Here is a 15549-nt window from a genome sequence, read left to right as displayed (position 1 = left end):
GGCTATTTCGACCGACAGACGGGTCTCGTGCGCAGCAGCTCGCTTCGGCAAAGCGGGTGCGTAACCGGCCCTTCGGTCACGGCGCGTTCGGTTGCGCCCATGCAGACTGGCTGCCAGACAAAGTGTCGGCGATCGCGGGTCATCCCACGCTTGGGAGCACTCTCAAAACTGGACGAGATTGCGAACATCGACATTGAAACATCAACTATAACAATAGCATAAAACTTGAATTTCTAAGTCAAGTCTGCGCACGTATAGTCGGATTCGGTCGGGCGTCCACGCTTTTTGTGCGTGAATTCAGCGGTTAACGGTAAACCGGGCGTTGTTTGCCAGATGTGGAAAGACAGGCAAATCGGGGCGTAGCGGGCCGTCAGCCCGCGTCCGGCGCAGGACAGCCTCAGCCTGGCGCCTGCGCTACGATCGGTGGGCCGCGTCATGCAAAGATCGGCGGGAAAAGGATGTTTTAATCGAGCGACGCCCGCGTCACCGAAGGGCTTGCCCTGTCGGCCGCAGCGGCTCGTTCGCGTGTCAGGCCCGGAAGCGGTCGAAAGCGGTCAAGCGCTTGATCGGCGGATCGGCTTCCTTCCAGCGATAGATCTCCGAGCGGAGGTAGCCGAGTTCGTCTTCAAGTGCGGTTTCGGCGACTTCGACCCACCAGGATTTCGGACGGCCGTCACTTCCGTCAGACCAGCGGTAGCCGCGAGCTTTCAGATGATCCTTCATGTCGAAGGGGCTGTTTTCCGCAAAAATGCGGACGCGTGATCGCTGGCTCGCCTCGTAGAGTTCGGCAAAGGGCGTGCTGCCGGAGCCGCCATCCTTGGCAAGGACTTCGAGCAAAGCGAAACAGTCGTCGACCGCCCGGTGGCCGTCGTGGAAGTAACCGGCCTGCCCGATCAGGTAACCGAGCTTGGTGCCTTCGAAGCCGCGGGAAGACCAATCGATCTCGGAGACGGAACAGGCCCATGCCTTTCCTGCAAAAACGGGCGAGAAGGCCTCGCAGAAGGGACGGTCGAAGCCGGCATTGTGGGCGATGACAAGGTCGGCCTTTTCCATCAGCGCCCGCACTTCGTCGAGGTCGATCGTCTTTCCCGCGACCATCTCGTTGGTGATGCCGGTAAGACGAGTGATTTCCGCAGGGATCGGATTGGACGGCTGGCGCAAGCCGCCGAAAACGCCAGTCACGTCTCCCAGGTTTCCCTTCTCATCGAAGGTAAAGGCGATCAGGCCGATCTCGATGATCTCATCCTTGCGATGGTTGAGCCCTGTGGTTTCGGTATCGAGAATGACGCCATGCAGGGGGAAGCCGGGACGCGCAACAGGCACCACAGCGCGCGGCACAAGCCGCTGCAACAGGCGATAGCGACCCGTCGCCTGAAGGTGACGGACCATATCGTCCTCGGTCAGCGATGCCCGCTTGACCGCCGGTCCACCGCCCGCCTTTTTGGAAGTTGCCTCGTCCGAAACAAAGAGGTCGAACTGCTGCGTCATTCGGTTGTCCCGCAAATTAACGACTCACACGTCTGCGTTCCAGAATAGCGGCTAACAGGCATGCTTCCCAGCAAATCGGGAAGAAGGCGCAGGAGCGCCTGGATTTTCAGGCGCAAAAGATGGGGAAACGGTCTCGCGCTTCAATATGCTCGGCGGCACTGTTGTCCCCGTCCCCGTCAACACGGGGTGCAGAAACGACAGTGCCGCCGCAGCAAGAACTTCACTTGAAGTCGTGGCGATTACGCCGCTCGATCAGGCGGCGCGGCTCCAGCCTTCGCGGGCTGCAGGACCTTCCAGCTTGAACTTCGCCAGCATCGTGCGCAACTGACGGCTCTCTTCGGCGAGCGTGCCGCTGGCGGCTGTCGTCTCTTCCACCATCGCCGCGTTCTGCTGGGTCATCTGGTCCATGTGGTTGACGGAGGTGTTGATCTCCTGCAGTGCGGTCGCCTGCTCGCGCGCCGCCGTCGCGATCGTGTTGACGTGGCCGCTGACATTGTTGACCAGTGTCTCGATCTCCAGCAGCGCCTCGCCGGTCGAGCGCACCAGCGCCACGCCGTTTTCGACTTCCGACGCCGAGCTGTGGATCAGCGTCTTGATTTCCTTGGCCGCGTTGGCCGAGCGTTGCGCCAGCTCGCGCACTTCCTGGGCGACGACGGCAAAACCGCGGCCGGCTTCGCCCGCGCGTGCCGCTTCGACGCCGGCATTGAGCGCCAGCAGGTTCGTCTGGAAGGCGATTTCGTCGATGACCGAGATGATCTGGTTGATGCGGTTGGACGAACCCTCGATGCGGCCCATGGCATCGACGGCGCTGCGCACGATCGCGCCGGAACGGCCGGCGCTTTCCTTGGTGGCGCGCACCATCTCATGCGCCTCATTCGCCCGCTCCGAGGCGGTGCGCACGGTCGAGGTGATTTCGTCGAGCGCCGCTGCGGTTTCCTCAAGCGCTGCCGCCTGCTGTTCCGTGCGCTTCGACAGATCATTGGCAGCCGAGCTCAGTTCGGCGGAGTTGTCGTTGATGGTGCTGGCCGCGGTGCGCACGTTCTGCATGGTCGACCGCAGCGTCACCATCGTCTGGTTGACGTTCGTCTGCAGCTCGGCGAAGGCACCGTGGAATTCGCCGCGCATGTTCTGCGTCAGGTCGGCGTCGGCAAGCGCCGCAATCACGCGGCGGACTTCGGTGACGGTCTGGTCGACGCTGGAGACGAGCTCGTTGACGCTCCATGCGAAGCGGTTGAGGTCGTCGTTTTCATAGTCCTTGTTGATGCGGCCGGTGAAATCGCCGGCAACGGCAGAGGCGACGACGACGCTGATGTTGGACTGCAGGTCGCTGCTGCGCGCATGGAGGGCCGCTTCCTGCGCCTTCATCGCGCGCATGGCGATGCCGTTCTTGCGGAAGACTTCGACGGCACGGGCCATCTCGCCGATCTCGTCCTGGCGGGAAACGTCCGTCGCATCTCCATCCAGTTTTCCGTCGGCAAGTTCGCTCATGGTCGAGGTCAGGTCACGGACCGGCATGACGATGCCGCGGCGGGCAACGACGAGGCTGACGCCGACGCCGAAGAGCACGCAGGCCGCAGCGGCCGCGGCGAGGATTGTCATGGCGACGGACGAGGAATTCAGCGCCTCTTCACGAGCGGCGGAAAGCGCTTCGCCGGAATAGGTGCTGTAGGTCTTGACTGTTGCCGTCACGGTCTTTTGCGCTTCGAGCGCCTTGTCGAGTGCGGCCTTGACGGCACCGGCATCTCCGCCCTTCTCGGCGGCGACGGCGACCATGGCGCGGATCTCGTCGAAGTAGCTGTTGAGCGTCAGGCGGATGTCATTCAGCAGCTTGTCTTCGGCATCGTCGGCGACCGCCTCGATCTTGGTCAGGCGGCCGAGCATTTCGGTCGCACGCTTTTCGGTTTCCGCGCCGAAGTCGGCGGCGTTCTCCGGGGCGGCGGCGAGCTGATAGGTCATGCGGCTGATGGCGATGATGTCGACGCGCAGGTCCATTGCCTCGCGCGCTGCTTCCTCACGCGCGCCGACATCGACGATCGTCGCACCGAGCGAGGAAAGACCACGCGCACCGGCAAGCGCGATCAGAATGGAGGATATGCCCATGACCACGACCACAAGGCCGACCTTGGTCAAAATCGAAAGGTTCTTGAACGTCACTGCCGTGACTCCTGTGATGTCGCAATCGCGCTGATGGGAGGGGACATGGTCAGCCAAACCGGCGGGAGGAGGACCGGATGTTTGCGGCCCCGCAAGGGGAGGAACTGGGGCGCGCACTGACCAATAAGTACTTAGTAATTTCGAATTTAAATTCGGGTTAAAAAAGCGATCGCGTCTTTTCGCATATGCAGCAATAGTTGTTGTGCATATGCCGGAACGAAAAACGGGCGGACGATCGCTCGCCCGCCCGCAGACCACCGCAGCAGTCTTGGGAGATTTCAGTCTTTCCGGCCTATGACCGGCCGTATCCACCGCCGGTCGGCGTCACGACGGTAAAGGCTTCGCCAGCTTCGAGAACCGTATGGGCGCAGCCCGACAGTTCCTCCGTCCGGCCGTCATTGCGGCGCACGAGGTTGCGGCCGAGTTCACCCGGGCTGCCGCCCTTGATGCCGAAGGGTGCGACGCGGCGATGGCCGGAGAGGATCGCGAAGTCGAGCGTTTCCCGCGCCCGGATCGTGCGCTTCGTGCCGTTTCCGGCGTGCCACTGGCCGCGGCCACCGGAACCGACGCGAATGTGGAAGTCTTCGAGCACCACCGGGAAGCGGGTTTCGAGGATTTCCGGATCGGTGAGCCGCGAGTTGGTCATGTGCGTATGAACCGCATCGGCACCGTTGTAGCCGGGACCCGCCGGCGCGCCGGAGCAGATCGTCTCGTAATACTGATAATTGTCGTTGCCGAAGGTCAGGTTGTTCATCGTCCCTTGCGCGCCGGCCTGGCTCTGGACCGCGCCGAACAGGCAGTTCGTCACGGCCTGGCTGACCTCGACGTTGCCGGCAACGACGGCCGCCGGATAGCGCGGCGTCAGCATCGTACCCTCGGGGATGACGATGTGGATCGGCCGCAGGCACCCGGCATTCATCGGAATGTCGGCCTCGACCAGCACGCGGAAGACATAGAGTACGGCGGCGCGGGTGACAGGCGCCGGCGCATTGAAGTTGTCGCCGCGCTGCTCCGACGTGCCGGTGAAATCGACGGTCGCCTCGCGCTTGTCGCGGTCGACCGTGATCTTGACGACGATGCTGCAGCCCTGGTCCATCTCGTAGGAGAATTCGCCGTCTGGCAACTGGTCAAGCACACGGCGCACGCTCTCAGCAGCATTGTCCTGGACGTGGCCCATATAGGCCTCGACCACGTCTTCGCCGAACTGGGCGATCATCTTCTTGAGTTCGGCGACGCCCTTTTCGTTGGCCGCCACTTGAGCCTTCAGGTCGTTGACGTTCTGAAGGATGTTGCGCACCGGATAGCGCGCGCCATTCAGAAGCGCTTCAAGCTCGGCCTCGCAGAAGCGACCTGCATCGATGAGCTTGAAGTTGTCGATGTAGACGCCCTCCTCCTCGATGTTGGTGGCAAGCGGTGACATCGAGCCCGGCGAAATGCCGCCGATATCCGCATGGTGGCCGCGGCTGGCGACCCAGAAGCGGATCTCTTGTCCGGCATCGTCGAAGACGGGCGTGCAGACGGTGAGGTCAGGCAGGTGCGTGCCGCCGTTATAGGGCGCGTTGATCAGGAACACGTCGCCGGGCTTGATCACCGGGTTCTCGCGGATCGCGGTTGCGACCGAGGCGTCCATGGAACCCAGATGCACCGGCATGTGCGGCGCATTGGCGACGAGGTTGCCGCGGTTGTCGAAGACGGCGCAGGAGAAGTCGAGCCGCTCCTTGATGTTGACCGAATAGGCGGTGTTCTGCAGCGTCACGCCCATCTGCTCGGCGATCGACATGAAGAGATTGTTGAAGATCTCCAGCATGACCGGATCGGCATGGGTACCGATCGCGCTCTGCTGCTGCAGCGCCTTCACGCGGCGCAGCACGATATGGTCTTTCGCCGTCAGTTCCGCCTGCCAGCCGTCCTCGACGACGACGGTCTGGTTCGGTTCGATGATGATCGCCGGACCGTCGAGCCGCTGGCCGGGGCTGAGTTCGGCGCGCAGCAGGACCGGCGCATCGTGGAACTGGCCTTGCGAATAGAACTGAGTGCGGCGTGAAACGTCGGGCGTGCCCGAGGTGACGGATGCGCCTTCGCGCTCCATCTGGGCAGCACCGCCGCCGACCGTCTCGACTTCGACGGCGTCGATCACCAGCGCCTTGTTGTCGGCGACGAAGCCGAAGCGGCGCTTGTGCAGCTCTTCGAACTCGGCGCGCAGGCGGGCGATGTCGTCATGCGCCGGGAAGGTCGCGTCGACCGCAAGCACCGTGTCGGTGCCGGCATAGCGGATATGGGCGCGCAGATGGGTGCGAATCTCGTCGCGGGCAATTCCTTGTGCTTCCAGTTCGCCGAGGCAATCGACTTCCAGCTCGGCGCCCAGCGTGCTGAGGGCTGCCGGCGCCTTGTCGTCGAGCGCGACGCCGAGCGCCTTCTGGCGAGTCGAGCGGATATCGGCAAGTCCCATGCCATAGGCCGAAAGCAGGCCGGACATCGGATGCACGAGAATGCTCTTCATGCCGAGCTGGTCGGCAACGAGGCACGCGTGCTGGCCGCCGGCGCCGCCGAAGCAGCTCAGCGCATAGCGCGTCACGTCATAACCGCGCTGCACGGAAATCTTCTTGATCGCCTCGACCATGTTGGCAACGGCGATGCGGATGAAGCCGTCGGCCACATCCTCGGGGCTGCGGCCATCGCCGATCTCGGTCGCCATGGCAACAAAACGGCCGCGCACGGTCTCGACGTCGAGACGTTCGTCCTGGTTCGGACCGAACAGCGCCGGGAAGAAATCCGGCATCAGCTTGCCGAGCATGACATTCGCATCGGTGACAGCAAGCGGACCGCCATTGCGGTAGCAGGCGGGGCCCGGGTTGGCGCCGGCCGAATCCGGGCCGACGCGGAAACGTTCGCCGTCGAAGTGCAGGATCGATCCGCCGCCGGCGGCAACCGTGTGGATCAGCATCATCGGTGCACGCACGCGCACGCCTGCAACTTCGGTCTCGAACGCCCGCTCATATTCACCATCGAAATGGGCGACGTCGGTCGAGGTACCACCCATGTCAAAGCCGATGACGCGATCGAAGCCCGCGGCTTCGCCGGTCTTGGCGAGGCCGACGACACCGCCGGCCGGGCCGGAGAGGATCGCATCCTTGCCCTGGAACATTTCAGCCGCCGTCAGGCCGCCGGAGGACATCATGAACATGACGCGTGCGCCGGTACGGGCAATATCGAGTTCGCCGGAGACCTGGGCGACGTAGCGGCGCAGAACCGGGGAGAGATAGGCGTCGATGACGGTGGTATCGCCGCGGCCGACATATTTGATCAGCGGCGAGACTTCGTGGCTGACGGAGACCTGCTCGAAGCCGAGTTCGCGGGCGATGCGGGCAACGGCCGCCTCGTGCTCCGGATATTTGTAGGCATGCATGAAGACGATGGCGACGGCCTTGTAGCCCTTGCCCTTCAGGTCTTCGAGGGCCGCGCGCGCCTTCGCCTCGTCGAGCGGCTGCTCGACAATACCGTCAGCCAGCACGCGCTCGTCGAGTTCGACGATATCCTGGTAGAGCGCTTCCGGCTTGATGATTTCGGTCGCGAAGATCTTCTTGCGTTCCTGGTAGCCGATCTTCAGCGCATCGCGAAAGCCCTTGGTCGTCACGAGAGCCAGGGGCTCGCCCTTGCGCTCGAGCAGCGCGTTGGTGGCGACCGTCGTGCCCATGCGCACTTCGCCGATGAGGCCGGTCGGGATCGGTGCACCGGTCGCAAGGCCGAGATGCAGGCGGATGCCTTGCACAGCGGCGTCGCGGTAGGCTTCCGGATTTTCGGACAGCACCTTGCGGGCATGCAGGTTCCCGTGCGGGTCGCGGCCGATGACATCGGTGAAGGTGCCGCCACGGTCGATCCAGAAGTCCCAGCTGCCGGTTTCGCGTGCGCTCATTGTCCATCCCTCTCATTCGCGAGCCGCTTCATTGTGCAAGCCCGGAAATTCATCAAAGCAGTTCGTTGACAAAATGTCGATAAAATGATGACATAAAATCGTCAAGATGAGGAAGAGCTGAATGACGAAGAAGTCAGAGGATAGCTTCGAAGGACGGGAATGGGCCGAAAATGCCCTGCCCGAACATCTAAAGCCGGTCGCGGCCATCGGCCCGATCGTTTCCTCCGCGCACCTTGCTGAAGGCGGCTCTCCCGGCCTCTCCGAGGTCGAATACGGGTTGATCCTCGCGTCGCATGCCTTTCATCGCTGGATGATGCGCTGCATGGCGGCCGCCGGCGTACCCGGTCTTTCCCCGATCGAGATCCTGATCCTGCACACGATCCGCCACCGCGATCGCGGCAAGAAGCTCGCCGACATCTGTCTCGTGCTCGACATCGAGGACACCCATGTCGCGACCTATGCCATCCGCAAGCTCGAAGCCGCAGGCCTCGTGACGACGGGCAAGGAAGGCAAGGAAAAGACCATCCTCATCACCGACAAGGGGTCGGACGCCTGCACGCGCTACGCAAAAATTCGCGAGCGGCTGCTGGTCTCCTCCACCGCCAAAGCGCGTCCTTCCGAGGAGACGCTTTCCGAGATCGCCGCCGTCCTGCGTTTCATGTCGGGCGCCTATGAACAGTCCGCGCGCGCCGCGACCACATTGTAACAAGGAAGACCGCGTGACCGTCGATACGCCTGCGCCCCTGCTCGCCGTTGAGAAGCTTTCCGTCGCCTTCAACGGCAATCCTGTCGTCGAAGACCTGAGCTTCACGGTGACGCCCGGCCGGACGCTCGCAATCGTCGGCGAATCCGGCTCCGGCAAATCGGTGACGTCGCTGTCGATCATGCGGCTCTCGGACATGATGGGCGGCCAGTTTCCGACCGGCCGCATCCTGTTTCGCGGCAAGGACGGCGAAATCGATCTGACGAGCGCCCCGCAGAAGACCATGCGCGCGATCCGCGGCAAGGAGATCGCCATGATCTTCCAGGAGCCGATGACGTCCTTGAACCCGGTCTTTACCATCGGCGACCAGGTCGCCGAAGTGTTGATGCTGCACGAGAAGATGACCAAGGCCGAAGCGCTCGTCGAGACGCGCCGCCTGCTCGACATGGTGCGCCTTCCTGATTCTGCAGAACTGATCGGCCGCTATCCGCACCAGCTTTCCGGCGGCATGCGCCAGCGCGTCATGATCGCCATGGCGCTTGCCTGCCGGCCAAAACTGCTGATCGCTGACGAGCCGACGACGGCCCTCGACGTGACGATCCAGGCGCAGATCCTGACGATCATCCGCGACCTCCAGAAAGAACTCGGCATGGCGGTGATCTTCATCACCCATGACATGGGTGTCGTCGCCGAAATGGCCGACGACGTCGTCGTCATGTGGAAGGGCCGCAAGGTCGAGGAAGGTCCGGTCGGAGAGATCTTCGCAAGCCCCAAGCACCCCTATACCCAGACGCTGCTTTCCGCAGTGCCGAAACTCGGCAGCATGACCGGCGAGGAATTCCCGAAGCGCCTGCCGCTGACCATGATGGTCGACGGCGAACCGAAGCGCGTCGGCGAAACCCATATCCAGCGCACCGCCCGCTACGACGCGGCACCGATCCTTTCGGTGCGTGATCTCGTCACCCGCTTCGACGTGCGCAAGAACCTTTTCGGCAAGGCGACGCACCGCGTGCACGCCATCGAAAACGTCAGCTTCGACATTTTCCCGGGTGAAACGCTGGCGCTGGTCGGCGAGAGCGGCTCGGGCAAGTCGACGATCGGTCGCACGATCCAGCAACTGCAGAACGCAACCTCGGGCGAGATCCTCTTTGGCGGTCGCCCGGTCTCGGCCATGAGCTATGCCGAGCGGCAGCGGCTGAAGCAGGAAATCCAGTACATCTTCCAGGATCCCTTCGCCTCGCTCGACCCGCGCAAGACCGTGGGCTTCTCGATCGCCGAACCTATCCGCACCCACGGCCTGATCCTCGGTGAAAAGGACATCGAAAAGCGCGTGCATGAATTGCTGGAGCGCGTCGGACTGACGCCAGCTCACGCCAAGCGCTATCCGCACGAATTCTCCGGCGGCCAGCGCCAGCGCGTCTGCATTGCGCGCGCGCTTGCCTCCCGTCCCAAGCTGATCATCGCCGACGAGGCGCTGTCGGCTCTCGACGTCTCGATCCAGGCGCAGATCATCAACCTGTTCATGGAGCTGCAGGAACAGGAGGGCCTCGCCTATCTCTTCATCAGCCATGACATGGCGGTGGTCGAACGCATGAGCCACCGCGTCGCCGTGCTCTATCTCGGCCAGGTCATGGAGTTCGGCAGCCGCCAGCAGGTCTTCGAGACGCCGTCCCATCCCTATACTCGCCGGCTGCTTTCCGCGGTGCCCGTCGCCGAGCCCGGCAAGGGTCGCGAGCGCGCCATGCTGGAGGGCGAGATCCCGAGCCCGATCCGCCGCGTCGGCGACGAACCCGCGGTGCTGCCGCGCAAAGAAATCGCCCCTGGCCATTACGTGGCCAAGGGTGCGTGAGCCGCTTTCTCTTCTCAGGAAGGCTGTCGAAACAGGAGTGAGTAAATGATCAACAAAAAGGGGATCCACGCCGCTTTCATCGCCCTTGCGATGGCGGGTAGTTTCATGACCGCAGCCCCGGCCTTTGCCGCCGGCACGCTGACGGTATCTTCGCCGCAGGATCCGGGAAGCTGGGACCCGGTCGACACCTTCCTCGTCAACTGGGCGTCGGTTGCCACCAATATCTATGACGGCCTGACCTATCGCGGTCCGGATCTGAAGCTCGTGCCCGGCCTTGCTACTGCTTGGGAAGAGCTCGACGGCGGCAAACGCCTGCGCTTCACGCTGCGCGAGGGCGTCAAGTTCCACAACGGTGAGCCCTTCAATGCAGAAGCGGTGAAGTTCACCTTCGACCGCCTGCTCGGCGAAGAAGGCTCCAAGGGTCCGCAGAAGTCCAACTATGCCGTGATCGAAAAGGTCGAGATCGTCGACGAAAAGACGGTCGACCTCGTCCTGAAGACGCCGGATCCGGTGCTTCTCACCAAGCTCGCCGGCTATGGCGCGATGATCGTGCCGCCGAAGTACATCCAGGAAAAGGGTGAGGACTACTTCAACGCCCATCCTGTTGGCACCGGCCCGTTCAAGTTCGTCTCCTACGAGCCGAAGGTCGGCATCAAGCTCGAAGCCTTCGCAGATCATTGGGGCGGCGCGCCGAAGCTTTCCAATCTCAACTACCGCTTCATTTCGGAGCCGGCGACCGCCGTTGCCGAGCTGCAGGCCGGCCGCGTCGATCTCGTCATCCCGCCGACCATTCCGATCGGCATGATCCCGACGATCCAGGGCGACAGCAATCTGGAGATCGTCTCCAGCGCCGGCCCGACGGTCTACGCGCTGCGATTCAACACGCGCGACGGCATCACCAAGGATCCGAAGGTCCGCAAGGCGCTGATCCTCGGCGTCGACCGCGACACCATCATCCAGTCGATCCTCGCCGGCCAGGCGGATCCGATCGCCAGTTTCCAGGGCAAGCTCTCCTTCGGCTTCGACCCGGCGATGAAGCCGCTGCCCTACGATCCGGAACAGGCAAAGGCGCTTCTGAAGGAAGCCGGCGTTGCGCCGGGCGCTTCCGTGCAGATCGACGTTCGCGGTAACGACGCGACCTTCAACGAGGTCGTGCAGGCTATCGCAAGCTACCTGCAGCTGATCGGCATCAACGCGACGATCAAGCCCTATGAAACCAACGTTCTCTTGAACGACATCATCCCGGCCGGCAAGACCGGCGCGCTGTTCCAGCAGTCCTGGGGCGGCTGGACGCTCGACTACGACAACACCGCCTACTCGATGTACCACTCGGGCGAAAAGTGGAACCCGTACGACAAGGACGCGGAACTCGACAAGCTGCTCGAGTCGCAGCGTTCGATCACCGACCAGGCAAAGCGCGAGGAGATCCTCAAGCAGATCGCCAACTACGCCGCAGACCGTTCGCTCGAAATGCCGCTCTATAACCTCAACGCCATCTTCGGCGTGAGCAAGCGCGTCAAGAACTTCACGCCGGTGCCGGATAGCCGCCTGCGGCTGACGGACGTGACGGTCGAGTAATACAGGCCGGTCCGCCGCCTCACGCTTGAGGCGGCGGACCATTTTTCCAAAAGGGCGGGTCACTTGGCCGGATTTCTGATCAAACGTTTTCTGCAGGCGGTCTTCGTCGTGTTCGTCGTGACACTGACCGTCTCCTATGCCATCCGGTTCACCGGTGACCCCGCGCTAATGCTGGCGCAGGGCGCTGGCAGCGTCACCGAGGCCGACCTCGTGCGCATCCGCGAGGGGCTCGGCCTTAACCAGCCTTTCCTGGCGCAATATGCCGATTTCATCACGGGCATGTTCAGGCTCGATTTCGGCCGCTCCTTCATGGGCGGTACGCCTGTTTCGCAGCTGATCGCCTCTGCGCTGCCGGCGACCATGCTGCTCGCCTTCGCCTCGCTGATCGTCTCGATCGCGATTTCCATTCCGCTCGGCATCCGCGCCGCCGTCGCCCGCGGCAAGTGGGCCGACCAGACAATCCGCATTCTGTCGCTCGTTGGGCTTTCCTTCCCGAACTTCTGGCTTGCGATCATGCTGGTCCTGTTGTTCTCGATCGTCCTCAAATGGCTGCCGCCAAGCGGCATGGACGGTTTTGCAAGCTTCATCATGCCGGCGCTGACCATGGGCATCATCCTGACGGCGACCAATGTGCGCCTGGTGCGCACCGCGATGCTGGAAACCTTGCAGTCGCAATACATCATGGTCGCGCGCGCCAAGGGCCTCAGCGAAAGCAAGGTGCTCTACAAGCACGCACTTCGTAACTGCGCGATCCCGCTGATCACCTATTTCGGCCTGCAGTTCGGCGGCCTGCTCGGCGGCATCGTCGTCGTCGAGCTGGTGTTCAACTGGCCGGGCATGGGCACGCTCGCCTTCGACGCGGTCGCGTCGCGCGATTACCCCGTGCTTCAGGCGGTCATAACCGTGCTTTCGCTAATGATCGTGTTCGTCAATCTTCTGGTCGACATCGCCTATGGCCTCGTCGATCCGCGCATCCGGACGGAGTGAGCCGATGTCGTCAAAGGCTTCCAGCACCCGCTTCGCCCGCTTCCGCAACCTCGAATTCATCCTCGGAGCGCTGCTCACCGGCGGCATCTGCCTCGCCGTTCTCTTCTCTGGCGTGCTCTTTCCCGGCGGCGTCGACAAGATCGACCTGATGGCGCGGCTGACGCCGCCCTTTGTCAATTGGGCCCATCCGCTCGGCACCGACCCGCTTGGCCGCGACGTGCTGGCTCGCGTGGTTGCCGGCGGCAAGATCTCGCTGCTCGTCGGCCTGACGTCGGTTGCCGGCGCCGTCGTCGTCGGCGTGGTCATGGGGCTTGTCTCCGGCTACTATCGCGGCTTCTGGGACATGCTCGTCATGCGCTTTGCCGATGTGCAGCTGGCGCTCCCCTTCATCCTGCTGGCGATCACCTTCATCGCCATCGTCGGCGGTGGGCTTGGCAACACCATCACCCTGCTGATCGTCTCGCAGTGGGTGCAATATGCCCGGCTCGTGCGCGGCTCGGTCCTGTCGCTGCGCGAGCGCGAGTTCATCCAGTCGGCCCGCGCCATCGGCGTTCGCGACTACAAGATCCTGTTCCAGCACCTGTTGCCGAACCTGATCGGCCCGGTGATCGTGCTGATGACGCTCAACGTCGCCAACAACATCCTGCTCGAAAGCAGCCTCACCTTCCTCGGCCTCGGCGTCGATCCGCTGATCCCGAGCTGGGGCGGCATGCTGGCCGACGGCCGCACCTACCTGCAGAACGCCTGGTGGGTCAGCGTCTTCCCGGGCCTTGCGATCCTGCTCACCGTTCTCGGCCTCAATCTTCTCGGCGACTGGCTGCGTGACAGCCTCGACCCAACCGGTAGAACTTCACGATGACGACGATTTTCGAAGGCGCCTTCGAGCGCACCCTCGACACGCTTCTGACCACCTACGGCAAGGAGGCCGCCCGCGGAACCAAGCTCGAAGCCTGGTTGTTCGACGATGCTGCCAGCCGCAAGGCTGCCGAACAGAAGCTTGCAAGCTTCGGCGTCAAGGCGGCGCTCAGGAGCGCCTACAAGCCGCTGTTGCATTTCTTCCTGGAAGAAGTGGATCGCGCAGCCCTCGCAAGCGTCGTCGTCCGCTATCCCCAGCATGAGGGCGCGCCTCAGAACCGTTTCCTGCTCGAAGCCTATCCGCTCGCAGCCCTCGTCGGCGATGCCGAGATCCGCTTCGAGGCAGGCAGCGCCAAGGCATTCATCTATGACGTCACGCTTACCTTCCGTGACGGGCGCCAGGAAAACCACGCCGTATTCGCACCGAACCGCATCCACACCGATTTCATCGGCGAGACGCTTTTGTCGCCGACCGGCTGGATCCGCCTCGACGAGGGCTGCGACAAGCATCGCGAATGCCACCTCGATACCGACTATGAGCGGCTTTTTGCCGGCACGATGCAGGCGATCTCCGATCATGCCTGGGGTGACAGCGAGCCCTATTTCGAAGAGCTCAACATCCGCGTGACCCTGCCGATCACCGACTTCCGCCTGCCCGTCGGCGAGGAAGTCATCAGCCTTCGCGAAGCGCTGCACGAGGACTTCTATTTCTCGCTGCTCGAAGTCTTCCAGAAGAAGTCCGGTCGCCCGCTCGGCGACCGCGGCCTGAAGCCCGGCCAGATCGTGCCGGAGATCGTCTTCGGCGTCGGCAAGCCCACCGTCGTCGTCAAGGCGCGGCCGCTGCAGGCGACGGATGTCGAAGGCGAAACCCTGCCGCTCGACACCGCCGAGGCACCGCTGGCGGTGGCGCAGATCCATGCCGAACTCGCCGCGATCGACGGCCAGCCCTTCGAGGCCAGGTCGCGTGCCGGCCGGCCGGTGAAGGCCCGCTATCACAAGGGAAGCGATGCGCCGGTCATGATCAGCGGCGGACAGCATCCGAACGAGACGACCGGCATCGTCGGCGTGCTTCGCGCCGCCCAGGCGCTCGCCGCCCGCACCGGTAGCCACTTCACCATCTCGCCGCTCGAAAACCCCGACGGCTATGCCGTGCACCAGCGGCTGCGCATCGACAACCCGCTGCACATGCACCATGCCGCCCGCTACACCGCCCTTGGCGACGATCTCGAATACCGCACCGGTGCAGCACTCAACGAGCGCGAGATCCGTAAGGAGGCGGAGCGGCTGACCGGCGCGCAGCTGCACGTCAACCTGCACGGCTATCCCTCGCATGAGTGGACGCGGCCGCTTTCGGGCTACGTGCCGCGCGGTTTTGCCATGTGGACCCTGCCCAAGGGCTTCTTCCTGATCATGCGCCACCACGCCGAATGGGAAGCGCGCGCCGAACAGCTGATCGCGGAAGTCACCGAGCGGCTTGCGGCCGTTCCGGGCCTGCTCGCCTACAACGACGCCCAGATCGCGCTTTACGAGACGCATGCCGGTGAAACCGGTTTCCGCATCATCAACGGCTTCCCCTGCATGATCTCCGTCGACGACCGCCACACGGCACCGCTGACGCTGATCACCGAGTATCCCGACGAGACCATCTACGGCGATGCCTTCATTGCCGGCCATGAGGCTCAGAAGGAAACGGTGCTTGCGGCCTATGATGCGTTCCAGCGGATCATGGCCGTCGCCTGACCTCCGTCATCGGCCGGCCCATGGCCGGTCCTGTGCCGCTGCGTACCCTTGCGCAGCGACACATCGTTTGACGGTCTGCGCCTTGCGCGGCAGCGCCCGCCCGGCGCTGCCGCGCAAGGCGATTTTTGAGGGCTCTTTTCCGATCGCTCGCCCCGCAAATGCGCGGCTATTCTCTCCGTCCCATCCGAATGCGGTAAGCCCCGGCCGCTCTGCATTGCCGGGCGCCCGTTCTCGCCGCTAGAAAGGCAGCGAAAGGCCGCAACGTTGTTGCAATCCTCGTCC

9 protein-coding genes are annotated in these 15549 nt (G+C 63.4%); 6 read left to right on the top strand and 3 right to left on the bottom strand.

The genetic code is table 11. The features are described 5' to 3' along the window. Nucleotides 1-528 precede the first annotated feature (528 nt). The 3 genes from IB263_RS15400 to IB263_RS15390 form a co-directional block, all read right to left on the bottom strand. Nucleotides 529-1488, bottom strand: coding sequence for a 3'-5' exonuclease (locus IB263_RS15400; protein ID WP_034805639.1), 960 nt, complete (start codon nucleotides 1486-1488; stop codon nucleotides 529-531). Between the two features lie 252 nt (nucleotides 1489-1740). Continuing rightward, nucleotides 1741-3642 carry a methyl-accepting chemotaxis protein gene (locus IB263_RS15395; protein ID WP_371814114.1) on the bottom strand — a complete coding sequence of 634 codons (1902 nt, stop codon included), beginning with the start codon at nucleotides 3640-3642 and terminating at the stop codon, nucleotides 1741-1743. Nucleotides 3643-3934: 292 nt separating this feature from the next. Then, nucleotides 3935-7555 carry a hydantoinase B/oxoprolinase family protein gene (locus IB263_RS15390; protein WP_192371998.1) on the bottom strand — a complete coding sequence of 1207 codons (3621 nt, stop codon included), beginning with the start codon at nucleotides 7553-7555 and terminating at the stop codon, nucleotides 3935-3937. Between the two features lie 121 nt (nucleotides 7556-7676). On the opposite strand from IB263_RS15390, the gene IB263_RS15385 reads away from it, so the two are divergent. The 6 genes from IB263_RS15385 (at nucleotide 7677) to IB263_RS15360 (ending at nucleotide 15267) form a co-directional block, all read left to right on the top strand. Then, on the top strand, nucleotides 7677-8261 hold the full coding sequence (locus IB263_RS15385; RefSeq protein ID WP_043622645.1) for a winged helix DNA-binding protein: 585 nt from the start codon (nucleotides 7677-7679) through the stop codon (nucleotides 8259-8261). A gap of 13 nt (nucleotides 8262-8274) precedes the next feature. Further along, complete coding sequence (locus IB263_RS15380) at nucleotides 8275-10107, top strand: dipeptide ABC transporter ATP-binding protein (protein WP_244546762.1); 1833 nt, start codon at nucleotides 8275-8277, stop codon at nucleotides 10105-10107. A gap of 90 nt (nucleotides 10108-10197) precedes the next feature. Next, complete coding sequence (locus IB263_RS15375) at nucleotides 10198-11685, top strand: ABC transporter substrate-binding protein (protein ID WP_370689612.1); 1488 nt, start codon at nucleotides 10198-10200, stop codon at nucleotides 11683-11685. Between the two features lie 63 nt (nucleotides 11686-11748). Further along, nucleotides 11749-12672: an ABC transporter permease gene (locus IB263_RS15370; RefSeq protein WP_034805623.1), complete on the top strand. Its 924-nt coding sequence runs from the start codon at nucleotides 11749-11751 to the stop codon at nucleotides 12670-12672. 4 nt (nucleotides 12673-12676) lie between these two features. Beyond that, complete coding sequence (locus tag IB263_RS15365; protein WP_192438681.1) at nucleotides 12677-13531, top strand: ABC transporter permease; 855 nt, start codon at nucleotides 12677-12679, stop codon at nucleotides 13529-13531. Beyond that, nucleotides 13528-15267 (top strand): M14 family metallopeptidase, encoded by a 1740-nt coding sequence (locus IB263_RS15360; RefSeq protein ID WP_060530410.1) that lies wholly within the window; start codon nucleotides 13528-13530, stop codon nucleotides 15265-15267. The genes IB263_RS15365 and IB263_RS15360 overlap by 4 nt, the downstream gene beginning before the upstream one ends. Nucleotides 15268-15549: the final 282 nt, after the last annotated feature.

This window comes from Ensifer sp. ENS03 (assembly GCF_014852035.1).
GTDB lineage: Bacteria > Pseudomonadota > Alphaproteobacteria > Rhizobiales > Rhizobiaceae > Ensifer > Ensifer adhaerens.
The sequence above is the reverse complement of the archived record's forward strand: the minus strand, read 5'-3'. Positions and strand labels throughout refer to the sequence as shown.

Bases quoted from the DNA above. Each gene is read 5' to 3' on its own strand.
- IB263_RS15400 (WP_034805639.1), bottom strand. From the start codon at position 1,488: ATGACGCAGCAGTTCGACCTCTTTGTTTCGGACGAGGCAACTTCCAAA.
- IB263_RS15375 (WP_370689612.1), top strand. From the start codon at position 10,198: ATGGCGGGTAGTTTCATGACCGCAGCCCCGGCCTTTGCCGCCGGCACG.
- IB263_RS15365 (WP_192438681.1), top strand. From the start codon at position 12,677: ATGTCGTCAAAGGCTTCCAGCACCCGCTTCGCCCGCTTCCGCAACCTC.
- IB263_RS15385 (WP_043622645.1), top strand. From the start codon at position 7,677: ATGACGAAGAAGTCAGAGGATAGCTTCGAAGGACGGGAATGGGCCGAA.
- IB263_RS15390 (WP_192371998.1), bottom strand. From the start codon at position 7,555: ATGAGCGCACGCGAAACCGGCAGCTGGGACTTCTGGATCGACCGTGGC.
- IB263_RS15360 (WP_060530410.1), top strand. From the start codon at position 13,528: ATGACGACGATTTTCGAAGGCGCCTTCGAGCGCACCCTCGACACGCTT.